This window comes from Luteimonas chenhongjianii (genome assembly GCF_002327105.1).
Lineage (GTDB): Bacteria > Pseudomonadota > Gammaproteobacteria > Xanthomonadales > Xanthomonadaceae > Luteimonas > Luteimonas chenhongjianii.
This window is the reverse complement of the sequence record NZ_CP023406.1, coordinates 1,570,581-1,593,819: the sequence shown is the minus strand read 5'-3', so window position 1 is coordinate 1,593,819 and position 23,239 is coordinate 1,570,581. Positions and strand designations below refer to the sequence as shown.

22 protein-coding genes and 2 tRNA genes are annotated in these 23,239 nt (G+C 68.0%); 14 read left to right on the top strand and 10 right to left on the bottom strand.

Annotated features, from left to right (window positions below; genetic code table 11):
* Nucleotides 1-63: 63 nt before the first annotated feature.
* Both CNR27_RS07300 and CNR27_RS07295 read left to right on the top strand, forming a co-directional pair.
* On the top strand, nucleotides 64-669 hold the full coding sequence (locus tag CNR27_RS07300; RefSeq protein ID WP_096297590.1) for an ankyrin repeat domain-containing protein: 606 nt from the start codon (nucleotides 64-66) through the stop codon (nucleotides 667-669).
* The gene (locus CNR27_RS07295) at nucleotides 666-2,375 is read left to right on the top strand and encodes a catalase (protein WP_096297589.1); all 1,710 of its coding nucleotides are present in this window, start codon (nucleotides 666-668) and stop codon (nucleotides 2,373-2,375) included. The genes CNR27_RS07300 and CNR27_RS07295 overlap by 4 nt, the downstream gene beginning before the upstream one ends.
* 122 nt (nucleotides 2,376-2,497) lie before the next feature.
* On the opposite strand, the gene CNR27_RS07290 is transcribed toward CNR27_RS07295, so the two are convergent.
* Entirely contained in the window at nucleotides 2,498-4,096 is a 1,599-nt protein-coding gene (locus CNR27_RS07290) for a M28 family metallopeptidase (RefSeq protein WP_425435513.1), read from the bottom strand.
* Nucleotides 4,097-4,179: 83 nt separating this feature from the next.
* On the opposite strand from CNR27_RS07290, the gene CNR27_RS15230 reads away from it, so the two are divergent.
* Both CNR27_RS15230 and CNR27_RS07285 read left to right on the top strand, forming a co-directional pair.
* A complete protein-coding gene (locus CNR27_RS15230) occupies nucleotides 4,180-4,356 on the top strand; it encodes a hypothetical protein (protein WP_157745307.1) in 177 nt (58 codons plus the stop codon).
* A 673-nt stretch (nucleotides 4,357-5,029) separates the two neighbouring features.
* On the top strand, nucleotides 5,030-5,494 hold the full coding sequence (locus CNR27_RS07285; RefSeq protein ID WP_096297588.1) for a hypothetical protein: 465 nt from the start codon (nucleotides 5,030-5,032) through the stop codon (nucleotides 5,492-5,494).
* 396 nt (nucleotides 5,495-5,890) lie between these two features.
* On the opposite strand, the gene CNR27_RS07280 is transcribed toward CNR27_RS07285, so the two are convergent.
* Nucleotides 5,891-7,195 carry an OprO/OprP family phosphate-selective porin gene (locus tag CNR27_RS07280; RefSeq protein ID WP_157745305.1) on the bottom strand — a complete coding sequence of 435 codons (1,305 nt, stop codon included), beginning with the start codon at nucleotides 7,193-7,195 and terminating at the stop codon, nucleotides 5,891-5,893.
* A 285-nt stretch (nucleotides 7,196-7,480) separates the two neighbouring features.
* Here CNR27_RS07280 and pstS (CNR27_RS07275) point away from each other — a divergent pair, with 285 nt between their 5' ends.
* From pstS (CNR27_RS07275) to rnt, 7 genes are all read left to right on the top strand, one after another.
* Complete coding sequence (pstS, locus tag CNR27_RS07275; protein ID WP_096297586.1) at nucleotides 7,481-8,515, top strand: phosphate ABC transporter substrate-binding protein PstS; 1,035 nt, start codon at nucleotides 7,481-7,483, stop codon at nucleotides 8,513-8,515.
* Between the two features lie 368 nt (nucleotides 8,516-8,883).
* Nucleotides 8,884-9,948: a phosphate ABC transporter substrate-binding protein PstS gene (gene pstS / locus CNR27_RS07270; RefSeq protein WP_096300413.1), complete on the top strand. Its 1,065-nt coding sequence runs from the start codon at nucleotides 8,884-8,886 to the stop codon at nucleotides 9,946-9,948.
* A gap of 176 nt (nucleotides 9,949-10,124) precedes the next feature.
* Nucleotides 10,125-11,096, top strand: coding sequence for a phosphate ABC transporter permease subunit PstC (gene pstC / locus CNR27_RS07265; RefSeq protein WP_096297585.1), 972 nt, complete (start codon nucleotides 10,125-10,127; stop codon nucleotides 11,094-11,096).
* The gene (pstA, locus tag CNR27_RS07260) at nucleotides 11,096-11,986 is read left to right on the top strand and encodes a phosphate ABC transporter permease PstA (protein ID WP_096297584.1); all 891 of its coding nucleotides are present in this window, start codon (nucleotides 11,096-11,098) and stop codon (nucleotides 11,984-11,986) included. The genes pstC and pstA overlap by 1 nt, the downstream gene beginning before the upstream one ends.
* Before the next feature lie 19 nt (nucleotides 11,987-12,005).
* Nucleotides 12,006-12,833 (top strand): phosphate ABC transporter ATP-binding protein PstB, encoded by an 828-nt coding sequence (gene pstB, locus CNR27_RS07255; protein ID WP_096297583.1) that lies wholly within the window; start codon nucleotides 12,006-12,008, stop codon nucleotides 12,831-12,833.
* Between the two features lie 141 nt (nucleotides 12,834-12,974).
* On the top strand, nucleotides 12,975-13,679 hold the full coding sequence (gene phoU, locus CNR27_RS07250; RefSeq protein ID WP_096297582.1) for a phosphate signaling complex protein PhoU: 705 nt from the start codon (nucleotides 12,975-12,977) through the stop codon (nucleotides 13,677-13,679).
* Nucleotides 13,680-13,879: 200 nt separating this feature from the next.
* A complete protein-coding gene (rnt, locus tag CNR27_RS07245; protein WP_096297581.1) occupies nucleotides 13,880-14,527 on the top strand; it encodes a ribonuclease T in 648 nt (215 codons plus the stop codon).
* A gap of 19 nt (nucleotides 14,528-14,546) precedes the next feature.
* Here rnt and CNR27_RS07240 read toward each other — a convergent pair whose 3' ends face one another.
* From CNR27_RS07240 to rnr, 5 genes are all read right to left on the bottom strand, one after another.
* On the bottom strand, nucleotides 14,547-15,677 hold the full coding sequence (locus tag CNR27_RS07240) for a metallophosphoesterase (protein ID WP_096297580.1): 1,131 nt from the start codon (nucleotides 15,675-15,677) through the stop codon (nucleotides 14,547-14,549).
* A 186-nt stretch (nucleotides 15,678-15,863) separates the two neighbouring features.
* A complete protein-coding gene (gene sugE / locus CNR27_RS07235) occupies nucleotides 15,864-16,178 on the bottom strand; it encodes a quaternary ammonium compound efflux SMR transporter SugE (protein ID WP_096297579.1) in 315 nt (104 codons plus the stop codon).
* A 437-nt stretch (nucleotides 16,179-16,615) separates the two neighbouring features.
* Nucleotides 16,616-17,380 carry a 23S rRNA (guanosine(2251)-2'-O)-methyltransferase RlmB gene (gene rlmB / locus CNR27_RS07225; protein ID WP_096297577.1) on the bottom strand — a complete coding sequence of 255 codons (765 nt, stop codon included), beginning with the start codon at nucleotides 17,378-17,380 and terminating at the stop codon, nucleotides 16,616-16,618.
* A 73-nt stretch (nucleotides 17,381-17,453) separates the two neighbouring features.
* Nucleotides 17,454-17,909 (bottom strand): GFA family protein, encoded by a 456-nt coding sequence (locus tag CNR27_RS07220; protein ID WP_179948228.1) that lies wholly within the window; start codon nucleotides 17,907-17,909, stop codon nucleotides 17,454-17,456.
* A gap of 10 nt (nucleotides 17,910-17,919) precedes the next feature.
* Complete coding sequence (rnr, locus tag CNR27_RS07215; protein ID WP_096297575.1) at nucleotides 17,920-20,403, bottom strand: ribonuclease R; 2,484 nt, start codon at nucleotides 20,401-20,403, stop codon at nucleotides 17,920-17,922.
* A 118-nt stretch (nucleotides 20,404-20,521) separates the two neighbouring features.
* Between rnr and CNR27_RS07210 the strand changes: the two genes are divergently transcribed.
* The 3 genes from CNR27_RS07210 (at nucleotide 20,522) to CNR27_RS07200 (ending at nucleotide 21,338) form a co-directional block, all read left to right on the top strand.
* Nucleotides 20,522-20,608 (top strand) — tRNA-Leu (locus CNR27_RS07210).
* Nucleotides 20,609-20,738: 130 nt separating this feature from the next.
* On the top strand, nucleotides 20,739-21,161 hold the full coding sequence (locus tag CNR27_RS07205) for a CopD family protein (protein WP_157745303.1): 423 nt from the start codon (nucleotides 20,739-20,741) through the stop codon (nucleotides 21,159-21,161).
* A gap of 90 nt (nucleotides 21,162-21,251) precedes the next feature.
* Nucleotides 21,252-21,338 (top strand) — tRNA-Leu (locus tag CNR27_RS07200).
* Nucleotides 21,339-21,583: 245 nt separating this feature from the next.
* Here CNR27_RS07200 and CNR27_RS07195 read toward each other — a convergent pair.
* The 3 genes from CNR27_RS07195 to cydB form a co-directional block, all read right to left on the bottom strand.
* A complete protein-coding gene (locus CNR27_RS07195) occupies nucleotides 21,584-21,796 on the bottom strand; it encodes a hypothetical protein (protein ID WP_096297573.1) in 213 nt (70 codons plus the stop codon).
* A gap of 140 nt (nucleotides 21,797-21,936) precedes the next feature.
* Nucleotides 21,937-22,047, bottom strand: a complete 111-nt coding sequence (gene cydX / locus CNR27_RS07190) for a cytochrome bd-I oxidase subunit CydX (protein ID WP_096297572.1) — start codon at nucleotides 22,045-22,047, stop codon at nucleotides 21,937-21,939.
* A gap of 28 nt (nucleotides 22,048-22,075) precedes the next feature.
* Nucleotides 22,076-23,224 carry a cytochrome d ubiquinol oxidase subunit II gene (cydB, locus tag CNR27_RS07185; protein WP_096297571.1) on the bottom strand — a complete coding sequence of 383 codons (1,149 nt, stop codon included), beginning with the start codon at nucleotides 23,222-23,224 and terminating at the stop codon, nucleotides 22,076-22,078.
* Between the last annotated feature and the right edge of the window lie 15 nt (nucleotides 23,225-23,239).

The window sequence follows — 23,239 nt, the reverse complement described above, 5'->3', positions numbered from 1 at the left end:
CGCTTAACGCTCTGGCGCCTATGGTCGGGATCACACCCGCACGCGCAGTACCCGGGAAATCCCATGACCACGCATGCGTCTGTCGGACCGCCCGAGCTGGACGACCAGACCCACGCCCTCGCCCTCGAACTGTTCCAGCTCGTGCGCGCCGGAGACGTCGCGCGCCTGTCCCACCTGCTCGGGATGGGACTGGTCCCCAACCTCAGAGACAGCAAGGGCGACAGCCTGTTGATGCTGGCCGCCTACCACGGTCGCGCCGATGCGGTGCGCGTACTGCTGCGACACGGGGCCGATCCAACACTCGCCAACGACCGCGCGCAAACGCCGCTTGGCGCCGCCGCGTTCAAGGGCGACGTCGATGTCCTGCGGGCCCTGCTGGAAGGCGGTGCACCGGTCGATGACCACCCCGAGGGCGGGCGCACGGCGCTGATGCTGGCCGCGATGTTCGATCGCGTCGGGATGATCGACCTGTTGCTTGCGCATGGCGCCAATCCGGAGCACTCGGGCGCCGACGGCGCCACCGCGCTGGATCTCGCCCGGGCCATGGGCGCGGAACACGCGGTCGAGCGCCTATCACAGCCATCGAAAAAATCAATCCCCGATGCGCCCCAACCCGCACCGGATGACCGATCCTATCGAACCAGCCGAACCGCGAGGATGCAGCAATGAAAGACACCCACAAGGAGAACGGTGGGGATCGTTCCCTGACCAATCGCCAGGGCCATGCGATCTGCAACAACCAGTCCCAGCGCACCGTCGGCAGCCGCGGTCCCGCCACACTGGAGAACTACAACTTCCTCGAGAAGATCAGTCACTTCGATCGCGAGCGCATTCCCGAGCGCGTGGTCCATGCGCGGGGCTTCGTCTGCTACGGCGAGTTCGAGGCCACCGGCAAGATCGGCGACGAGCCCGCAGCGCAATACACCCGCGCGAAGATCTTCTCCCAGGCCGGCAAGAAAACGCCGCTGGCGATCCGCTTCTCCACCGTGATCGGCGGCCGCGACTCCTCTGAAGTGGCACGCGACCCGCGTGGCTTCGCGGTGAAGTTCTACACCGAGGACGGCAACTGGGACCTGGTCGGAAACAACCTCGCGGTGTTCTTCATCCGCGACGCGATCAAGTTCCCCGACGTCATCCATTCGCTCAAGCCCGACCCGGTCACTTTCCGCCAGGAGCCCAACCGCATCTTCGACTTCATGAGCCAGACGCCGGAGTCGATGCACATGCTCACCCACCTCTTCAGCCCACGCGGCATTCCCGCCAGCTACCGGCACATGGAAGGGTTCGGCGTGAACACCTACAAGATGGTCAACGCCGAAGGCAACACGGCGCTGGTGAAGTACCACTTCCATCCACGCTGCGGCGTGGCCAGCCTGACCGCCGAGGAAGCCGCCAAGGTGCAGGGGCAGGACCTCGGCTCGCACTCCAAGGACCTGTACGAATCCATCGAACGCGGGGATTACCCGCAGTGGGACATGTACGTGCAGATCATGGAGGACCACGACCATCCCGAGCTCGACTGGGACCCGCTCGACGACACCAAGATCTGGCCGGAGCACGACTTCCCGCTGCGCCACGTGGGCGTGATGACGCTCAATCGCAATGTCCAGGACCAGCACAACGAGAGCGAGCAGATCGCGATGGGCACCGGCGTGCTGGTGGACGGGCTGGACTTCTCCGACGACAAGATGCTGGTCGGCCGCACGTTCTCCTACTCCGATACACAGCGCTACCGGGTCGGCACCAACTATCTGCAGCTGCCTGTGAACCAGCCCAAGGGGGTGCAGCGCGTGCAGACCAACATGCGTGGCGGGCAGATGGCCTACGCGGTCGACCTCGCGCCCGGACAGAACCCGCACATCAACTTCGAGCCCTCCATCCACAACGGCTTGCAGGAAGCGCCGGCCATGGGCCCGAACAATCCGCCGGTGATCACCGGCCCGCTCACCCGCAGCGTGCTGGAGCGGCGCAACGACTACGTGCAGGCACGCGGCCGCTTCAACACCATGATGGACTGGGAGCGCGAGGACCTGATCGACACCATGGCCACCATGCTGTCGGCCTGCGAGCGCGACGTGCAGGAACGCATGCTGTGGCACTTCTTCCTCGTGCACGACCGCTACGGCCAGGGTGTGGCGGAGAAGCTCGGCATGGCCGTAGGCGACGTGCGCCACCTCGAACCGCTCAAGGGACAGGTGCTGACCGACGAGGACCAGCAACGGCTGAAGCGGCTCGGCAACAACGACGATGCAATCGACCCTGGCGCCTGGGGCAAGTGGACGAGTTCGGTCGAGAACCGCAGGGCGACGGCCGAGCAGGTCCTGCAGGGCGGACTGCGCTCGGCTGCCGCGGAATCGGCGACGCCATCGCCATAACGGCTGTCCGCGACCGGTTGCGCCTGCGCGGCGCCCGGATCCGGCCTCGGGAGGCCCGGTGAGGCCGCACCGCCGCATCCGCGCCTGCGACACGCCGGCAATCGCCGGCGTGTCGCAGCGGATCATTCCTCGCGATCGGTGAACGGCTTGCGCGGCAGGCGTTCGTCGCGCATCGCGGCGTGATAGGCGAACGAGGCGATGATCGCCGCCGCCTGCTTGAGGTCGTCCGGCACCACGTGGTCGTAGGTGTCGAGATGCGTGTGGTGCACGTTGCTGAAATAGTCCGCCGGATCCTGCACGAACTGGAAGCCCGGAAGGCCGACCCGGTCGAACGAGATGTGGTCGGTGCTGCCGGTGTTGCGGGTGGTCACGACCGTGGCACCGAGATCGGCGAACGGTGCCAGCCAGGCGCGGAACACCGGAACGGCAGCGTGATTTTCCTGCGCATAGATGCCGCGGATCCGGCCGGTGCCGTTGTCGAAGTTGAAGTAGGTCGAGAACCGGTCGAACCCGGCCCGACGCTGCAGCGGGCCAGTGCCGCTCTGGAATGCACGCGGCAATGCCTGCTGCTCCGGATCGGTCGGCGCGGGCCAGTCGGCCAGATGCCTGGAGACGTAGCCTGCCGAGCCGTGCAGGCCCTGCTCCTCGCCGCCCCACAGCGCGATGCGGATCGTGCGCTTCGGGCGCGCGTCGATCGCCTTGAGGATGCGCATCGCCTCCATCATCACCACCACGCCCGCGCCGTTGTCGGCCGCGCCGGTGCCGGTGTGCCAGGAGTCGAGATGCGCGCCGATGATCACCGTCTCGTTGGCCTTCGAACTGCCGCGCAGCTCGGCGAAGGTATTGGTCGCCGGCAGGTCGGCATCGCTGGTGAAACGTGCATCGACATCCACGCGCAGGCGCGGAGCCTGTTTGGTGTCGACAGCCCGCACCAGCTGGTTGTAGTGCTCGGCGGCCACGACCAGATCGGGCACGCCCTCTGGATCGCCCGCCTTGCGGCCGCCGCCGCCCATCACGCGGACGATGCCGTTGTCCCAGGAGCTGATCGACAACGTCGCCAGCACGCCTTCCTCGGCGAAGAAGGTGTTGAGCGCACGCACCAGCGCCTGGCGCTTGCGGTACTCGTCGAGGCGCTTGTCCTGCGCGCCCGGCTCGGCCTCCTGCGGCATCGGGAAGGTCTGCAGCTCGCCGAGGGATTCCTCGCTGTGGCGGCGGAAATCGGGCCTGTCGGACGGCTTGTAGGCGCGCGCCTCGTCGAGCAGCACGATCTTGCCGCCCAGCTTGCCGCGCTGCGCCTCGATGTCTTCGATGGTCTTGAACGAGGCACGCACCAGCTCGCCTTCAACCGGGCCGTTGGTGCCGGGCGTCCACGCCTTGGGCAGCGCATGGATCGGCAGTTCGCGCGGCGCGATCAACTCCACGCGCGAGGCACGGAATTCCCAGCCGCGGCCGAAGGCCGGGTCGTAGACCTCATCGTGCACGTTGCTCAGGCCATACCCGCTGAGCTTGCCGCGCGCCCACTCGCTCGAGCGCTCGTAGGCCGGCGAATTGGTCAGGCGCGGGCCGATGGTCTCGGTGAGCTCCTTGAGATTGGCGGCCACCTGGGAGCGCTGGAAGGCTTCATGACGGATCTTGGCGACGACATCGAGGTCGACCGGTTCGGCCACCTGGGCGAAGGCCAGGCATGGCAACAGGGCGGCGGTCGCCCACGCCGCCTGCAACAGGCGGACTCGATTGGATTGCGGCTTGCTCACATAACTCCCCGGGACTGCGGAACGAGGGACCCGCACGGTCGCGGGTCCTGTTGACGCGCCGTCTCAGCCGGCGCGGCCGTACATGCTACCTGCAGCGCCACGTGCCGCCCTGGGTCGAAAGTCGGGCTTGCGCGCGCCGCGCGCGCGATGCAGGCAACCCCTGGGACAAGACCAAGAAGCGCCAGGTCGAGGCGCTCTACCCCATCCAGATCAAGTGCGTGCGCTGACCCGCGCGCCGTTCGCCATAGCTACGGAAGCGCCATGACTCACCTGAAATGATGCCGCTGCTCCCTGCGGGACGGCTGCCCAAGGCGCTTCGCGCGCCGGAGACGCACCGAAGGCGCAGGCCCGCTGCAGCGGCCACAGCCACTGGACCTGCGCAAGCCGGCGGACTGCTGACGACTGCGCATGGTCGCCTACGACGCCGCGCACGACCTGCTCTATCCAGAGCGGCAGCGCACCAGAAGGGGCGCGCACGCCGCCATGATGCGCAAGCCGCGCTACGCGGCCGTCCACACTGCGCGACGGCCGTCCTGCAGCAGTCGCTGACCGAGGCAGGGTTCTGGTCGGCGCCTTCTCGGATCGCGTGAAGCGGCCGCACTCCACGAAAGCGGCCTGGGCTGATGCTCAGGCGGCCCCTACTTCGAACGCGCGCGCTCGCTGACGCGACAGGGAGCGGCGGCTACGTGAAGGCGTCGCATGGGAGGAGGAGGCCCGGAACCTGGCACGTGAGGCCCCGCGGTACCGCTCGACGGCCCTGAGATACAGGGAGCGCGGAACGTGACCTATTTCAGACTTGCGCGTCTTCCTTGCCGAGTGTGGCGGCAACTGGCAGGACGGGGGTATAACCGTCACGCCGGCTTGGCCGCCGGCATTCATCCTCGAAATGGAGTTTCGATAATGAAGTTGTTCGCAAGCCTGACACTTTCTCTTGCTGTAGTCATTGGGGCCGGGGCTGCAAGCGCGCAGCAGGTGCGATTCCCGTCCGATGCGCATGCGATTCGTGGCCTTGGCGAGGCCGTCCCCGCGGCGCCGAGTATCTCCCAGAGCCCGAACTTCCGGGTATACGAGTTCGAAAAGGACGGCGTCCGCTACGTCCAGATCAATACGCTCGATGATGAAGTCCTTACGGCAGTAGGCATCACGAAGTCCGGAGCCTTCGTGTTGCCGATCGGCTCGCTCTCGCGTGAGGAGGTCCGTGTGGCCTCGCGCGGTGCTGCCGCAACCGCCACCAGAGCTGATGGCAACTGCCCCTGCAGTGCGGAGGTGGTATTCCGGGACGCGCATGTGACCATCGTCGTGGTGTACGGAACCGGTGGTCAGGTGATCGAAGTAGTGGTCATCTACCATGAGGTGCCGCGGTAAGCCAAGCGACCTGGATGCAATCAAGGGCGGCGGGATCCCGCCGCCTTTTCCTTTTCATCTCGGCGGCCAAGCCACGATTATCGTGTCAGTTCCCATGCACACGCTGGACTGCACCGGGGCTGGCGGCGAAGCTGGTTGAAGACGCTGGTCAGTTCATCGACGGCGGACACGTTTCGCCGGAGACGGCAAGCAGCTCGCCGTGAGCGGAAAGCCACTGAGACCAGCAGCAGCTCCGCCGAAGAGTGCCAGGTCGACTTCAACGCCGGCGCCGCCTACGAGCGCGCCGGCTACATGGCGACGGGAAAGGCGCGCGATTACGCCGCCTCGCGGCTTCTGGCCAACGCGAAAGGCCCACGGCTTGCGCCGCGGGCCTTCGGGTCGCGCGCTGGGCGTCGATCAGAACGAGAACTGCGTGCGCAGTGCGTACTGGCCGGTCTTGTCGCCGGTGAAGCTGTCGTCGCCGTTGGTGTAATTGAACATGAAGCGCAGACTCGGATTGACGTAGTAGTTCATGCCGACGATCCAGCTGCTGACGTCCATGTTGCGGATGTCCTTGTTCTCGATCGTGTCGTAGCGCGCGGTCAGCTCCCACAGCCCCTTGTCGGTGACCTTGGGCGACCCGAAGATGCCGCTCGTCGGCTTGTAGGGCTTGTGGCCACCGTTGAGCAGCCAGCTGCCCTGCACGTACCACGTGGCCACGTCCTGGTCGGCGCCGAGCGGACGACCGAAGGTGGCGTTGGCGTACTCGGCCTGGAAGAACAGCGGACCGAACGAGCCGGCGGCTTCGACACCCACGGCGGTGACGGTGTCACGGCTGGCGCCGGTGGTCGTGGCGATGACCTGGGACGGCCCGCGACGGCCGGCATAACTCACGCTGGCCGCGAGATCCGCCGAGCCCTGGTTCGCGTTCTCCTGGCTGGCCCAGCCGCCGAAGTGCAGCGTGCTTTCCTCGGTATTGATCGGCGCAAAGGTCACACGGCCAGCCGCGCCGACGCCTTCGTTGCGGGTGCCCGACGCGCTGCGCAGATTGAACACCGACACGCCCGCCGTGTGGTTGCCGTCGGCGCGCATGTAGCCGACGCCCTGCTGGAACTGGCGGCCGTTGAACAGGCCGGTCGCCGAGGCGAACGGGCGCTCCATCATCAGGATCTCGTTGGAGCTGGTCAGCTCTTCCATCGAGCGGTACGGCTTGAAGTGGCCGATGGTGAACTTGCCGCCCAGCGCCGACCTGGCGATGTAGACGTCGCGGAAGCCGTCAAGGCCGCTGCCGGCGCCGAAGTCCTGCTCGAACTTGTACTCCCAGCCGTAGGCCTTGCCGCCCAGGGTGATGCGCGCGCGGCGGAACTCGGTGGTGCCGGTGGACGCGGCTTCGTCGCGATCGAATGCGTAGGCATCGAAATGGATGCGACCACCGGCGGAGAACTCGAACTTCTTGTCGGCCGAGGTGACCTTCAGGCCGCCCTTGGTGTCGACCACCGGCATCGTGGTGGCCATCCTGTCCAGGCTTTCCTGCGTGCCGATGTTGATGTCGGACTGGGCGTCGGAGCGGAGTTCCAGCGCATCGAGCTTGGCCTGCATCTCGGCCAGCTGCGCGCGCAGGGCGGCGACCTCGGCATCGCGGCCCTGGCTCTGTGCAGCGGCGGAGAACGACACGGACGCGACGGCAAGAGCAACGGACGCGGCCAGGATGGAATGACGCATGGTGGATTCCCGTAAGGAGTGAGATGTGGGTGCGCCTGTGCACGCGCGCCGCGCCGGCCTGGATCGGGCTGCGGTCGAGCACGCGTTAGCGACGGTGCGCAGGTTGCGTAGATTTGCTGACAGCCCGATGGCATCGGCATGACAGTCGGATGACGGTATCGCCGCGCGCGCCCTGCGCGCATGCCAGGTCATGCCCAGGTCACCGGGCTGACGCGGAATTGTCATGGGCCGGCCGTCAAATACGCCGCACGGCGCCACAGGCCGTCCACCACTCCAGGGGTTTCCATGCACGCATTGCTCAAGAACCGTGTCGCCGCCGCCGCGCTGGCGACCACATTGCTGGCGGCCACGTTCGCCGCGCCCGCCATGGCCAGCGACGTCACCGGCGCTGGCGCTTCGTTCGTCTACCCGGCGATGACCCGCTGGTCGGCCGACTACCGCACCGCCACCGGCAAGCAGGTCAACTACCAGTCGATCGGCTCGGGCGGCGGCATCGCCCAGATCAAGGCCGGCACCGTGGACTTCGGCTCGTCCGACGCGCCGCTGCCGCCGGAAGACCTGGCCAAGTCGGGCCTGGTGCAGTTTCCGTCGGTGATCGGCGGCGTGGTGCCGATCGTCAACGTCGAAGGCGTGGCGGCCGGCGCGATGAAGCTCGACGGCGCCACCCTGGCCAACATCTTCCTGGGCAGGATCACCCGCTGGAACGATCCGGCAATCGTGGCGCTCAACGCTGGCATCGCCCTGCCCGACGCGCGCATCACCGTCGTCCATCGTTCGGACGGCTCCGGCACCACCTTCAACTTCGTCAACTACCTGTCCAAGGTCAGTCCGGACTGGAAGAACGGCGTCGGCGAAGGCACCACCGTGCAGTGGCCGGTGGGCATCGGCGGCAAGGGCAACGAGGGCGTCGCCGCCTATGTCAGGCAGATCAAGGGCGGTATCGGTTATGTCGAGCTGTCCTACGCGCTGCAGAACCGCATGGCCTACTCGCGCCTGAAGAACGCCGCCGGCAACTTCGTCAACCCGAGCGAGGAAACCTTTTCCGCTGCCGCAGCAAGTGCCAACTGGGGCGCCAGCCGCGACTTCTTCCTGGTCATGACCAACGCGCCCGGCGAGAACTCCTGGCCGATCACCGCGACCAACTTCATCCTCATGCACCGCCAGCCGCGCAACCGCGCCGGCGCCAGGAACGCGCAGGAGTTCTTCAGCTGGGTCTACGCCAACGGCGGCCCGCAGGCCCGTCAGCTCGGCTACGTGCCGCTGCCGGCTGCGCTGGTGCAGCAGATCGAGCGCTACTGGGCGGACAACGCGCGCTATTGATTCACGTCGACAGATCAGATCTTCCTCCCCTCCTTCCAGCGGGCCTTCGGGCCCGTTTCTTTGTTCCGAGCGAGCCGCCCGCTGGGCGGGACGCGCGATCCGGCGATCCAGTGGCGGCATCGCCACCGGGTGCGCCAGCACCCCCACGCCTCTTCACCGGGAACCGATGCCTGGCGCGCGCATCCTTGCATTCGCGGCGCCCGGACGAGCGTGTCGTTCAGGCCCGCACGCGGCACCGATCGTAGAGCCCGTGTTTCGCCCGCCATCACCGCCAGATGGTTCGCGCGTCATACGGCTGTAACACAAACATCATTCCATACCCGGATCGAGGCGACGCCGCGCGTTGCCGCCTTCAGATGGAGTCACGCATGTCCCAGACGATCCGGATCGGCGCGCTTGCGCTGTCCTCGCTCCTCTTTCTTGCCGCCTGTGGTGGTCCCGGCGCCGACGCGCCCGGTGCCGCGCAGCCGGCCGGGGACCGCGCGATCGCGGAGGTCTCGGGCGCGGGGGCATCCTTCATCTATCCGCTGGTGTCGAAGTGGTCGGCCGATTACAACGCCGCCACCGGCAACAGGATCAACTACCAGTCGATCGGCTCGGGCGGCGGCATCGCCCAGATCAAGGCCGGCACTGTCGATTTCGGTTCGTCCGACAAGCCGCTCGACAGCGCCGAGCTGCAGGCCGCGGGCCTTGGCCAGTTCCCCTCCGCCATCGGTGGCGTGGTGCCGGTACTCAATGTCGAAGGGCTGCAGCCGGGCCAGCTCAAGCTGACCGGCGCGCTGCTGGCCGACATCTTCCTCGGCAAGGTCGCCAGCTGGAACGACCCGGCGATCGCCGCGCTCAACCCGGGGTTGAACCTGCCCGCCGGCAAGATCAGCCTCGTTCACCGCTCCGATGGCTCGGGCACCACGTTCAACTTCTCCAATTACCTGTCCAAGGTCAGCCCGGACTGGAAGTCGCGGGTCGGCGAAGGCACCTCGGTGCAGTGGCCCTCGGGCGTGGGCGGCAAGGGCAATGAAGGCGTCGCCTCGTACGTGCAGCAGATCAAGGGGTCGATCGGTTACGTCGAGCTGGCCTATGCCCTGCAGAACGGCATGCCCTACGCGTCGCTGCAGAACGCGGCTGGCAACTGGGTACAGCCGAGCGAGGAAAGCTTCGCCGCGGCCGCCGTGACCGCCGACTGGGCCAGTGCGCAGGACTTCAGCCTGGTCATCACCAATGCCCCGGGCGCTGATGCGTGGCCGATCACCGCGACGAATTTCATGCTGATGCCCAAGCAGCCCAAGGACGCAGCGCGCAGCCGGGCCGCGCGCGACTTCTTCAAGTGGGCCTTCGAATCGGGCCAGGCCCAGGCGAGCGAGCTGCATTACGTGCCGCTGCCGCCGGAGCTGGTGCAGCAGATCGAGGCCTACTGGGCTGCAGAGTTCCAGTGAGATTGAAGACCGCGTCCGCGGAAGCGGGCGCGGTCGCAAGACCGGCCCGGTGATGCCTGGCCCCATCCGGAGCCAGCATCGACTCGCCGGAAGATCGGCGACCCACCGTTGCAGCGCAGGCCGGCTCATCCGGACTGCCGGCTGCGCTCCGCGGCTCTTCCCTCCCGGACTTTCCAATGCACGCCGCTATCCCTTCCCCCGTGCCGGCGCCGAGCACCCGCGACCTCCGCGATGCCCGCGCCGACCGCCTGTTCAAGATCATCCTGACCGCCACCGTCGTATTCGTGATGCTGGCGCTCGCCGGCGCTGCGCTGTCGATGCTGTGGGGCGGCCGCGACGCCCTGGCTTCGCAGGGGCTGTCGTTCTTCACCAGCTCCGACTGGAACCCGGTCGAGAACCGCTACGGCGCACTGGCGCCGATCGTCGGCACCATCGTCACCGCGCTCATTGCCATGATCGTCGCGGTTCCGGTGAGTTTCGGCATCGCCTTCTTCCTGACCGAAGTCGCGCCGCGCTGGCTGCGCGGCCCGGTGGGCACGGCGATCGAACTGCTCGCTGGCATCCCCTCGATCATCTACGGCATGTGGGGTCTGTTCGTGTTCGTGCCGGTGATGACGACCCACATCACGCCGTGGCTCAACGACACGCTCGGCGGGATCCCGGGCCTGGGCGCCCTGTTCCGCGGTCCGCCGCTCGGCATCGGCACGCTGACCGCAGGCTTCGTGCTCGCGATCATGGTGATCCCCTTCATCTCGGCGGTGATGCGCGAAGTGTTCCTGACCGTGCCGACCCGCCTGAAGGAATCGGCCTACGCCCTCGGCTCGACCAAGTGGGAAGTGAGCTGGGACATCGTGCTGCCCTACACCCGCTCGGCCGTCATCGGCGGCATCTTCCTCGGTCTGGGCCGCGCGCTCGGCGAGACGATGGCCGTGGCTTTCGTCATCGGCAACTCGGTGCGCCTGACGCCGTCGCTGCTGGAGCCGGGAACGACCATCGCGGCCTTGATCGCCAACGACTTCGGTGAAGCCACCGAAACCTACCGCTCGGCACTGCTGCTGCTTGGCTTCGTCCTGTTCATCGTCACTTTCATCGTGCTGGCGCTCGCCCGCCTGATGCTGATGCGGCTGGCCCGCAGGGAGGGCACCTGATGAGCGCCGCCACCGTCCTCGACCGCGAGCGCAAGGTCGCCGACCGTCTCTACGCACGCCGTCGCGTGCGCAATGCCATCGCGGTCCTCATGGGCTGCCTGACCGCAGCGTTCGGTCTGTTCTTCCTCGGCTGGATCCTGTGGACGCTGGTGTCCAAGGCCGCCGGCGGCATCAACCCGGCGCTGTTCACCCAGATGACCCCGCCGCCGATGCAGGAAGGCGGCCTGCTCAACGCCTTCTTCGGCAGCGCGGTCATGTGCGGGCTGGCGATCGCCATCGGCACGCCGCTCGGCGTCGCCGCGGGCACCTGGCTGTCGGAGTACGGCCGTGCCCGCAAGGCCGGCATCGTCGTGCGCTTCATCAACGACATCCTGCTGTCGGCGCCGTCGATCGTGCTGGGCCTGTTCGTCTACACCGCGTTCGTGATGACCACCGGCGGCCGCTTCTCGGCGCTGGCCGGCGCGATCGCCCTGGCGTTCATCGTGCTGCCGGTGGTCGTGCGCACCACCGACGAGATGCTGCAGCTGGTGCCCACGCAGATGCGCGAGGCCGCACTGTCGCTCGGGGTGCCGCAGTGGAAGGTCGTCGTGCAGGTGCTCTACCGCAGCGCTTCGGCCGGCATCGTCACCGGCGTGCTGCTGGCCCTTGCGCGCATTTCCGGCGAGACCGCGCCCCTGCTGTTCACCGCATTCGGCAACCAGTACTGGAACAGCAACATCATGCAGCCGATGGCCAGCGTCCCGGTGGTGATGTACCAGTACGCGGGCAGCCCCTACGAATCCTGGCAACAGCTGGCCTGGGCCGGCGCGCTGGTGCTGACCTGCTTCGTCCTGCTGGTCAGCCTCGGTGCGCGCGCGATCCTGCTGCGCAACAAGATTCCCAATGACTAATCTCAGCCTGGACCCGTCCATGAACGACCTCCACACCGCTCCGTCGCATCGCATCGCGCTGGCGACGCAGGCGCGCACCCAGCTGGCGCCGACGCCGGTCAAGATCGCCGCGCGCGGGCTGGACTTCCACTACGGTGATTTCCACGCGCTCAAGGGCATCAACCTGGAGATTCCGGAAAAGCGCGTGACCGCACTGATCGGCCCTTCGGGCTGCGGCAAATCGACGCTGCTGCGCACCTTCAACCGCATCTACGCCCTGTATCCGAACATGACCGCCAGCGGCGAACTGCTGCTCGACGGCGAGAACATCCTGTCGCCGAAGTATCCGATGAACCGGTTGCGCAGCAAGGTCGGCATGGTGTTCCAGAAGCCGGTGCCGTTCCCGATGACGATCTTCGAGAACGTGGCCTACGCGATCCGCCATCACGAGAAGCTCTCGAAGGCCGATCTCGATGTCCGCGTCGAGCAGGCGCTGACCCAGGCGGCGCTGTGGAACGAGGTGAAGGACAAGCTGGGGCGGAACGCGCTGGGCCTGTCGGGCGGTCAGCAGCAGCGCCTGTGCATCGCCCGCGCCGTCGCCCTGCATCCGGATGTCCTGCTGCTCGACGAGCCGACCTCCGCGCTGGACCCCATCTCCACCAGCCGCATCGAGCAGCTGGTCGAGGAGCTCAAGCTCGACTACACGATCGTCATCGTCACCCACAACATGCAGCAGGCGGCGCGCGTCTCCGACTACACCGCCTTCATGTATCTCGGCGACCTGATCGAGCACGACACCACCGAAACCATCTTCTCCAATCCCTCCAAGCAGCAGACCGAGGACTACATCACCGGCCGGTTTGGGTGAGGCAGGGCCGCTTGCGCGGCACTGCCGCGCGCCCTGCCGAACGCCGCGCGTGCTGCGCGCGGCCGGACGAGCGCTCGCCATCAGACTTCAGTGTCATTGCAGTTCCTTCCACTGCCGCCACCTCCTCTCCAGGTACCCGCCATGCCCAACCAACCCACCGAGCACATCGTCAAGAGCTACGACGACGAACGCGCCCGTCTGACCAGCGAGATCCTGCGCATGGGCGAGATGGCGGCAGCGCAGCTGGAAGCCGCGCTCGACGTGGTCGAGCGCCGCGACGACAAGGCGGCCGCGCGCATCATCGCCAACGACGAGGCCATCGACACGCTCGAGCAGGAGATCAGCCAGGACGTCATGAAGCTCGCGCTGCGCGGGCCGCTGGCGCGCGACCTGCGCGACATCCTCGCGGCCCTGCGCATCGCCGCCGACATCGAGCGCATCGGCGACTACGCGGCGAATGTCGCCAAGCGCTCGACCGCGCTCAACCTCGCACCGCCCCTGCCCTATACGCGTGGCCTGACCCAGCTCGGCCAGCTGGCGGTGCGCCAGGTGCGCGAGGTCCTCGTCGCGTTCCGCGACAGCGATCCCGACGCCGCCCGGCGCGTGCGCGCCCAGGACGCAGAGATCGACACGGTCTACACCGGCCTGTTCCGGGAGCTGCTGACCTACATGATGGAAGATCCACGCGCGATCACGCCAAGCACGCACCTGCTGTTCATGGCCAAGAACATCGAGCGCATCGGCGACCACGCGACCAACATCGCCGAGAACATCTGGTTCCAGGTCAGGGGCGACGAGCCACTGCTGCCGCGCGACAAGCGCGACTTCACCAACACGGTGTCGTGAGTCGCCGAAAAGTACCGCCAGGGCCCGCGGCGGGCGTCGTGGCAAACCACGCCCTCCGCCGCTGCGGGGCGCACCGCTGCGCCGTCCATTCCGCAATGCGGTCCGGCGTATGGACGGTCCTGCGTGGGCCGCGCGCCTCCGCCTCCCGCTAACGCGTCCACCGCGCAGTCGAGTCACCCCGCTCTGCTAGGCTTGCGCCCATGAGCGAAGCTGCAGCACCCGCCGAAACGGCGTCACACACCCCGATGTCCCGCCGCTTCCGCGGCTTCCTGCCGGTCGTCGTCGACGTCGAAACCGGCGGTTTCGAGGCGCGTCGCCACGCCCTGCTGGAAATTGCCGCGATCCCGCTGGATCTCGACGACGACGGCCGCCTGGTGCCCGGCAGTCCCGTGCACGCGCATGTCGAACCGGCCGACGGCACGTCGATCGATCCGCAGTCGCTCGAAGTGACCGGCATCGATATCCATCATCCGTTCCGCTTCGCCAAGCCCGAGTACGACGCGCTCGACCATGTGTTCGCGCACGTGCGCAACGCGGTGCGCCACCACAATTGCCAGCGCGCGATCCTGGTCGGCCACAACGCGCATTTCGATCTGGGCTTCGTCAACGCCGCAGTGGCGCGCACCCAGCACAAGCGCAACCCCTTCCATCCGTTCAGCGTGTTCGACACGGTGACCCTGGCCGGCGTGGCCTACGGGCAGACCGTGCTGGCGCGCGCGGTCGCGGCGGCGGGGCTGGAATGGGACCAGAACCAGGCGCATTCGGCGCTCTACGACACGACGCTGACCGCGCAGCTGTTCTGCCGCATCGCCAATGCATGGCCGGCGATGGCACCCCCGGCCGACTGATCCACCCGCGCGAACGCACTCAGCCCGGCGCGCGGCGCAGGGTCAGCACGGTGATCTCGGACGGCACGCCGATGCGCGTGGCGAAGCCCGGCCACAGGCCGGCGCCATTGCTGACATAGAGCTGCATGCCGGCCACCCGGTACAGACCCGAGACGAAGCCACCGTTCGCACGCGCGACGAGCCGGTGCATGCCGGTGATGTGACCGCCATGCGTATGTCCCGAGAGCTGCAGCGCGACGCCGCGCGAGGCGGCTTCGCGCGCCGCGACGGGGCGATGGTCGAGCAGGATTACCGGCGCCTGCGGCGGAGCGCCGGCGAGCGCTGCGTCGAGATCGGGGCCTGGCAGGCCGTAGCGTTCGGCCACCGGATCGGTGACGCCGGCGATGGTCAGCACCGCATCCCCGCGCGCGATCCCCAGATGCGTGTTCTCCAGGACCTGCATGCCCAGCGCGCGGAAGGCATCCATCCATGCCCGGTACTGGGCGTAGTACTCGTGGTTGCCGGTAATCGCCACGACGCCGTCGGACGCGCGCAGGCCAGCCAGCGGCCGCACGTCGTCGGCGCGCGCCTCCACACTGCCGTCCACCAGATCGCCGGTGATGACGACCAGGTCGGGCTGCTGCGCGTTCGCCGCCGCGACGACATCGGCGACCCAGTCGCCGGTCAGCAGCCGGCTCGCGTGGATATCGGTCAACTGCAGTACGCGGTAGCCCTCGAAGGCCGCCGGCAGCCCGTCGATCGCGATCTCGACCTGCCGGACCTTCGGGACCGCCATCGCCTGCCAGGTCCCGTACAGCGCCAGCAGCAGGGCCAGCGCCGCGGCCGCAGGCCTCGGCCCCGGCGCGCGGAGGCGCGCGAGCGCCCCCCGCCGACGCAGGACCCGCGCCAGCAGCGTCACCGCGTCCAGCACGAGCACGAATACCGCCGTCAGCAGCAACGCGATGAAGCCGGTCCCCAGCGTGGCGATCACGAGTTTCGGCAGCTCGGGCGACGCCATGCTCCCGGCGAAGCGCGCGACGATGCGGTGATGCAGGGCCAGCCCGTACACGAGTAGCGCCAGCGCGCTGCGGACCGGCCAGGACAGGCGAAGCGGCCCCACCAGGCGCAACACCACATAGGACGCAAGAACGATCGCGACGACACTCAGCACAGGCACTTCCGGCAAGAAAAGACAGGCGACCCGCGTGGCAGGGCCGCCGCGCGGGGCCGGCAATGGTCCCCGATGCGGACCGCTTGCACCAGCAGCGCGTTGCGCGGGCGCGGGCCTGCATGCGTCATCACAGCGCGCGGCCTGTGCGACCGCGCAGTGCGTGCGGTGCGCGTATCAGCCCTGCAGTCAGCTTGCGAGCTTCAGCCCGACGATGCCCATGACGATCAGGCCCAGGCTGATCAGACGTCCCGGCGTCGCCGGATCGCCCATCAGCACGATGCCGAGGATGACCGTGCCGACGGCGCCGATACCGACCCAGATGGCATAGGCCGTGCCCACGGGTAGCGTCCGCATCGCAACGCCCAGCAGGCCGATGCTGATCGCCATGGCCGCCAGCGTGGCGACGCTGGGCCAGAGCCGGGTGAAGCCTTCGGTGTACTTGAGGCCGATCGCCCAGGCGATCTCGAACAGCCCGGCCAGAACGAGAATGATCCACGACATACGCTGCCTCCACCGTGGCGATGGGGCCGTCCCCGGGAGCGGTGTGTCCCGGCAGGGTCGTCCCTGCCGCCGCCGGGCAATGCTAGCGACGCGCGACTGAATCGACCGGAATCAGTCGTCGCACACGCGGAACAGCTGCCGCCCGCAAGCACCGACCCACAGACCGCCGGTTTCATCCTCGGCGAGTCTGAGCACAGACGGGACGACGCCCGGCTGCAGCTCGACCGGTATCAGCGGGCCACCGGACACCTGCCGGTCCAGACCGCTGGAATCGCGCAGCGCGCCCGCCGGCGGATCGCCCGGCGGTGGCACGAATGCGGCGACCGGCCAGGCAAGCGTCAGTACCAGCAGTCAGGGCAACACACACGGACGCGCGCTCGCCCCTCGCCGTCCCTGGCGTGCACGCACGCACCGCCTGCCACGGAGGTTTCCCGGGGTCAGCCCTGGCGCTGGCGGACCGCTTCGAACAGGGTCACACCTGCGGCCACCGACACGTTGAGGCTCTCCACGCCACCGGCCACATCGACGCCGGGCATCGGGATCGTCACCAACTGGTCGCAATGTTCGCGGGTCAGGCGACGCAGGCCGTCGGCTTCGCCGCCCAGTACCAGGGCGACGTTGCCGCGCAGATCGAGCGCATACAGCGACGCGTCGGCCTCGCCGGCCAGGCCGTAGATCCAGACGCCGAGCTTCTGCAGGTCGCGCAGCGTGCGCGACAGGTTGGTCACGCGCACGACCGGCACGCTGTCCGCGGCGCCGGCGGATGTCTTGCGCACCGTGGCATTGACCTGCACCGCCTTGTCCTTGGGAATCACGACTGCAGTGACCCCGGCCGCGGCTGCGCTGCGCAGGCAGGCGCCGAGGTTGTGCGGATCCTGCACACCGTCGAGCACCAGCAGCAGGGCCTTGCCCTCGGCGGCCTCCACCAGGCCTTCGAGTTCGTCCTCGTCCCAGGTTTTCGCCGCCGCATAGCGCGCAACCGCGCCCTGGTGGCGCAGGCCGCCGGCGACGCCATCGAGCGCCTGCTGGTTGACCCGGCGCACGTCGATGTCGCGGCGACGCGCGCTCGATTCGATCTCGACGATGCGCGGATTCTTCGCGCCGGCTTCGAGCAGGACCTCGCGCACGTTCTCGGCGTCGTGCTCGACGGCCGCCGCGACGGCATTGATGCCGACGATCCACTGGTTCTGCTTGTTGCTCATACGTGCGCTGGAGAGACGGGAAACGGGTCGGCAAGCGTACACGAGCGCGCCTGAGCAGGCCCTGCGCGGCGGCTCAGGTGTCGTGATCTGGGTGCTGGTTGGAGACGATGTCGGCCATGAACGCGCTCGCGGCCTCGTCGTCGCTGCGCCGCCTGGGAAGCTGCGCCAGCGCGTCCACGAACGGCAGCGCCGCCTCGGTGCCGTACTGGATCACCGGCGGCAGACGCGCCGGTGTGTCGAACGCACCTGCGGCAATGGCCAGCCCCTGGGGCGACTCGTAGGTCAGCGGCGTTCCGCAGTCGGCGCAGAAGCCGCGTTGCACCAGGTTCGACGATGCATAGCGCCGGGGCGCGCCGCGGGTCCATCGGAACGTGGCCTCTTCGACCGAGACCAGCGGTGCGTAGTACGCACCGAAGGCCTTCTGGCACATGCGGCAATGACAGACCGAGGCCTCCAGCAGGCCCGGCGCCCGGAAGCGCACCGCGCCGCATTGGCAGCCGCCCGTGTACACCGCTTGCGCACTGTCCACGGGCGTGACCTCAGTAAGGCTTCTTTTCGCGCTTGGCCGGCTTGCCGCGCGGCGGGAGCGGTTTCGGCCCACCCTGCTCGGCCGCATCCGGATCGACGAGCCGGAAATCGATCTTGCGATCTTCCAGGCTGGCCTTGAGCACGATGATCCGCACCCGGTCGCCCAGGCGGTATTCGCGCCCGGCGCGCTGGCCGTTGAGGGTCCGCCGGATCGGATCGAAGCTGTAGAAATCGTTCGGCAGCTGGGTGACGTGGACCAGGCCGTTGACCTTCGACTGATCGAGTTCAACGAACAGACCGAAGCTGGTCACGCCGCTGATCACGCCGTCGAACTGGCCGCCGACATGCTGCTCCATCCATGCCGCCCGGTAGCGCTCGTCGACTTCGCGCTCGGCCTCGTCGGCGCGTCGCGCGCGCTCCGAGCACTGCAGCGACAGGCTCTCCATCAGGCGCGGCGTGTAGAGGAACTTCGCCAGCGGCTGGCCCGACAGCACGTGCTTGATCGCGCGATGCACCAGCAGGTCCGGATAGCGGCGGATCGGCGAGGTGAAGTGCGCATACGCGGCAAGAGCCAGGCCGAAGTGGCCGATGTTCTCGGTCGTGTAGACCGCCTGGCTCTGGCTGCGCAGCAGCACCGACTCGAGCAGGGTCGCATCGGGTCGTTCGCGGATCTTCTTCAGCAGCTGGGTGAAGTCCTTGGGCTGCACCTTCGACCACGGCGGCAGGCGCAGCGAGAACTCCTTGAGGAACTCCAGCAGGTCGGCGTACTTCGACTCCGGCGGCTTGTCGTGGACGCGGAACGGCGCGGGAATGCCGGCTTCGAGCAGGAATTCCGCAGCCTGGACATTGGCCGCGATCATGCATTCCTCGATCAGCTTGTGCGCATCGTTGCGCTGGAGCATGCCGGCCTGGGTGACCTCGCCGGTGTTGTCGAGCACGAAACGCACCTCGCTGCTCTCGAACTCGATCGCGCCGCGCTTGGCCCGGGCCTTGGCGAGCACCGCGTAGAGCTGGTGCAGGCGCTCGACCTGCGGCAGCACCGGCGCGATCGCCGCGCGCGTTTCGGCATCGTCCTCGCCGACCGCCTTCCACACCTGGGTGTAGGTCAGGCGCGCGTGCGAATACATCACCGCCTCGTAGAACTTCGAATGCGACACCGTGCCGTCGCGCTGCACCTGCATGTCGCAGACGAAGCACATGCGGTCGACCTTGGGCTTGAGCGAACAGATGCCGTTGGACAACGTTTCGGGCAGCATCGGCACGACGAACCCGGGGAAGTACACGCTGGTCGCGCGCAACTGGGCCTCGTCGTCGAGCGGCATGCCGGGGCGCACGTAGTTGGACACGTCGGCGATCGCGACCACCAGGCGGAAGCCGTCGCGGTTGGGCTCGCAGTACACCGCGTCGTCGAAATCCTTGGCGTCCTCGCCGTCGATCGTCACCAGCGGCAGGCTGCGCAGATCGACGCGGCCGCCGATCATCCGTTCTTCCACGTCCACCGGTATCGCGGCGGCTTCCTCGAGCACCGCCGGCGAGAACTCGTGCGGCAGGTTGTGGCCATGGATCGCGGCTTCGACCACCAGCGACGGCTTGAGCACGTCACCGAGCACGGTCAGCACGCGGCCGATCGGCGGGCGGTGCGCGTCACCCGGCGCGGTGATCTCGCAGACCACCAGCTGACCGTGCTGCGCCTCCTGGCGCGCGTCGGCGGGAATCTGGATATTGCGCTGGATGCGGCGATCGTCGGGCACGACGTAGCTGATGCCGTGTTCGACCGAGAAACGGCCCATGAGGCGCGTGGTGCGCCGCTCGAGTACCTCGACGACGACACCGGCGCGCCGGCCGCGTGAATCGACATTGGTGAGGCTGGCCAGCACGCGGTCGCCGTGCATGGCCTTGCGCATCTCCGCCGGCGGCAGGAACAGATCCTCTCCGCTGCCCGAATCGGGGCGCAGGAAACCGAAGCCTTCGGGATTGGCGATCACCGTGCCCGGGATCAGGTCCATGCGCTTGGCCGGCACCAGGCCGCCGCGGCGGTTCTGCAGCAGCTGGCCTTCGCGCATCATCGCCGCGACCCGCTTGCCCAGGGCGTCGGCGCGGTCGGGTTCGGTCAGGCCGAGCTTGGCTGCGAGCTCCTCGGCGGTCATCGGCCCGTCGGCATCGGCGAGCACCTGCAGGATCGCTTCGCGACTGGGGATCGGATTGGCGTAGCGCGCCGCCTCGCGCGTGGCGTAGGGATCTTCGAAGCGCCCGCCACGCGCCGCGGCTGGCGGTGGCTGCGCGGGGGTCGCAGCGGACTTCGGCGCACCCGAGCGCAAGGCCCGTTGCAGGCCGGGATCGGGCATCCACGGCGGCAGTGCGGTCGCGCCGCGCGCGCCGCTGTCGCTGTCTCGTTGGGGGCGGCCGGCGTCGTCAGGGCCGCGCTTGCGGGCCCCCTGCTTCGCGGGACCGGACGTGTCGCGGCTGCCGCCGCGCTTGCTGGGTGGTTTAGCCATTGGCGCGATGGTACAGCTTCGCCTGCGAGGAGCGCATCGATGCTTGCCCCGACCGGCGCCACATCCACAAACGCGTTGACAAGCGCCCGGCGCATCGACAACATACGCGCCCTGACCTGCCCGGGTGGCGGAATTGGTAGACGCACTAGCTTCAGGTGCTAGCGGGGGCAACTCCGTGGAGGTTCGAGTCCTCTCCCGGGCACCAAGGTCATCGCAGGCTTACCACCTGCGAACATCAAACCCGCCAAGGCGGGTTTTTTTGTGCCCGTCGCCACGCTGCCCAGAAGAAGTTCCGGCCACCGCGACCGCGCGCCCGAGCTTCACGGAGACCGTCTTTGGACTATGCCGCGCTCAAGCTGCTGCACGTGACCGCTGCCGCGGCCTGGGTGAGCGGGCTGCTGGGCGCGGCGCTCGGCGTGGCACTCCACCGTGCGATGGACTCTGCCGCCGGCCGTTCGGTGCTTGCGAGCCTGCGCAGCTGGCACCGCTGGGTGACCACGCCGGCGATGCTCGTGGTGCTCGGCTGCGGCGGATACATCGCCCTGCAGGCAGGCTGGATCGTGATGCACTGGCTGCAGATCAAGCTGGTCCTTGTCGCCTCGCTGGTGGTGATGCAGGTCCTGCTCGACCATGCGCTGGGGCGCATCGTGCGTGCGCAGGCACCGAGTCCATTGCCGATGGTCCTGCGCCAAGCAGCGCTGCTGACCTTGCTGGCCGCCCTGGCCATTGTCGGGCTGGCACTGGCAAAGCCGTTCTGAGGACCTGCACTGCATCGCCCCGCCGGGTGCCGCTTCTTCGCGGCGCATTGACAGCCGCATCGCGGGCCCGCAGAATTCGCGCCCTGACCTGCCCGGGTGGCGGAATTGGTAGACGCACTAGCTTCAGGTGCTAGCGGGGGCAACTCCGTGGAGGTTCGAGTCCTCTCCCGGGCACCAAGGTCATCGCAGGCTTACCACCTGTGAACATCAAACCCGCCAAGGCGGGTTTTTTTGTGCCTGATGCTTTGCCCTGAAATCCGAGGTTGCGGCGAGCGGCCCAGGACCAGCGCCTGCGGCTTAAGCCGTCGCGCAGGGCGTGTCGACCGCATCCGACGCGCGTGCGACAGGAGACGCACGCTTCAGCGTGATCGGGTGGCGCATGGCCCCCGCCATATCGTCGACGCCGCAGCCGATGGACCGTCTCAGTCCCGCTTGCGGTTGCCCGGATTGCCCGGGGGGCCGTCGCCGCTGCGACGCGCGGTATTGCCCGCCACCGCGCCCGGCATCGAGGCCGGGTCGTTGCGTTCGTCCTGATCGCGCTTCTCGGCCGATTCGCCGGGGACCTTGGGGGCGTCTGGCGTGCGCGTCTTCTCCAGCGGTCCGCGCGCGGTGTCGGGGGTGTTGTCTTGGGTCATCGGGCGAGCTCCGTGGACGGTGACCCGCAGTGTCGCGCCGCCGAGCGTGTGCGGACGTGAGTTCCGGGCCAACCGCCCGCCTCCGTTACGCCCGTCGCGCGTGGGCGGGCCCGATGTCGCCGGCCCGCTGCCTGCACACGTCAGTGGTCGGCGCGCACGCGGCGCTGCTCGCGCACTTCGAACCACATGCCGTTGAGGATCGCGAACGTCGCGGCCAGGCCGATGCCGAGGATCCAGGCGAAGTACCACATGGTGTCGTTTCCTTGAGAGTGGGCGCTGTCAGTACGCGTTGGGGGTGTCGGCGACGCTGGCGTCGGTGACCTTGCCGCGCAGCACGCGGTAGACCCAGCTGGTGTAGGCCAGCACCAGCGGCAGGAACACGATCGTCGCCAGCAGCATGATCCACAGCGTCATTCGGCTGCTGGAGGCATCCCACAGGGTGAGTCCGGCCGAGGGCATGCTCGATGACGGCAGCAGGAACGGGAAGATCGCAAAGCCGACGGTCAGGATCACGCTGGCGATGGACACGCCCGACGCGATGAACGCCGACATCCCGAAGCGCATGCGCAGCAGCCAGGCCGAGGCGAGCGCGCCGGCGATGCCCAGCAGCGGGGCGAGCATCGACCATGGCATCGTCTGATAGTTGTCCATCCACGCGCCCGGCGCCGTCATCACCTGCTTGTGCAGCGGATTGGACGGAAGGCCGCCATCGACCACCGATTCGATGCGGAACCCGTCGATTCCGGTCGCGATCCACACCCCGGCGCCGACGAACAGCAATGCACCCGCCAGGGCCGCGACGCTGCCGTAGCGGGCGGCGCGGTTCGCGATCGGACCATCGGTCTTGATCACCAGCATCGCCGCACCGTGCGCGACCAGCAGGCTCACGCTGACCAAGCCGGCGAGGAGTGCGAACGGCGTCAGCAACGCGAAGAAACCACCGGTGTAGACCGGGCGCAGCTCGGGAGTGAAATGGAACGGCACGCCGAGCAGCACGTTGCCCACCGCCACGCCGAAGATCAGCGCGGGCACCGCGCCGCCGATGAACAGCGCCCAGTCCCAGGTCTGCTTCCAACGCGTGTTCTCGACCTTGCCGCGGAACTTGAAGCCGACCGGCCGCAGGATCAGCGCGAACAGGATCAGGAACATCGCGAGGTAGAACCCCGAGAAACTCACTGCGTACAGCGGGGGGAATGCGGCGAAGATCGCACCGCCGCCGAGGATCAGCCAGACCTGGTTGCCCTCCCAGACCGGGCCGATGGTGTTGACGACGATGCGACGCTCCGCATCGGTCCTGGCGACGAACGGCAACAACGTGCCCACGCCGAGATCGAAACCGTCCATCACTGCGAAGCCGATGAGCAGCACGCCCAGCAGCAGCCACCAGATCAGGCGCAGCGTGGCGTAGTCGAGGGGAATGAAGTCCATGGGGAATGTCCTGGG

Excerpts from the sequence above, each read along its gene's own strand:
- CNR27_RS07300 (WP_096297590.1), top strand. The coding sequence starts at position 64 with ATGACCACGCATGCGTCTGTCGGACCGCCCGAGCTGGACGACCAGACC.
- cydB (WP_096297571.1), bottom strand. The coding sequence starts at position 23,224 with ATGGACTTCATTCCCCTCGACTACGCCACGCTGCGCCTGATCTGGTGG.
- rnt (WP_096297581.1), top strand. The coding sequence starts at position 13,880 with ATGAGCGAAGCTGCAGCACCCGCCGAAACGGCGTCACACACCCCGATG.
- rnr (WP_096297575.1), bottom strand. The coding sequence starts at position 20,403 with ATGGCTAAACCACCCAGCAAGCGCGGCGGCAGCCGCGACACGTCCGGT.
- sugE (WP_096297579.1), bottom strand. The coding sequence starts at position 16,178 with ATGTCGTGGATCATTCTCGTTCTGGCCGGGCTGTTCGAGATCGCCTGG.
- phoU (WP_096297582.1), top strand. The coding sequence starts at position 12,975 with ATGCCCAACCAACCCACCGAGCACATCGTCAAGAGCTACGACGACGAA.
- pstA (WP_096297584.1), top strand. The coding sequence starts at position 11,096 with ATGAGCGCCGCCACCGTCCTCGACCGCGAGCGCAAGGTCGCCGACCGT.
- pstC (WP_096297585.1), top strand. The coding sequence starts at position 10,125 with ATGCACGCCGCTATCCCTTCCCCCGTGCCGGCGCCGAGCACCCGCGAC.
- CNR27_RS07195 (WP_096297573.1), bottom strand. The coding sequence starts at position 21,796 with ATGACCCAAGACAACACCCCCGACACCGCGCGCGGACCGCTGGAGAAG.
- pstS (WP_096297586.1), top strand. The coding sequence starts at position 7,481 with ATGCACGCATTGCTCAAGAACCGTGTCGCCGCCGCCGCGCTGGCGACC.
- pstB (WP_096297583.1), top strand. The coding sequence starts at position 12,006 with ATGAACGACCTCCACACCGCTCCGTCGCATCGCATCGCGCTGGCGACG.
- CNR27_RS07280 (WP_157745305.1), bottom strand. The coding sequence starts at position 7,195 with ATGCGTCATTCCATCCTGGCCGCGTCCGTTGCTCTTGCCGTCGCGTCC.
- rlmB (WP_096297577.1), bottom strand. The coding sequence starts at position 17,380 with ATGAGCAACAAGCAGAACCAGTGGATCGTCGGCATCAATGCCGTCGCG.
- cydX (WP_096297572.1), bottom strand. The coding sequence starts at position 22,047 with ATGTGGTACTTCGCCTGGATCCTCGGCATCGGCCTGGCCGCGACGTTC.
- pstS (WP_096300413.1), top strand. The coding sequence starts at position 8,884 with ATGTCCCAGACGATCCGGATCGGCGCGCTTGCGCTGTCCTCGCTCCTC.
- CNR27_RS07295 (WP_096297589.1), top strand. The coding sequence starts at position 666 with ATGAAAGACACCCACAAGGAGAACGGTGGGGATCGTTCCCTGACCAAT.
- CNR27_RS07285 (WP_096297588.1), top strand. The coding sequence starts at position 5,030 with ATGAAGTTGTTCGCAAGCCTGACACTTTCTCTTGCTGTAGTCATTGGG.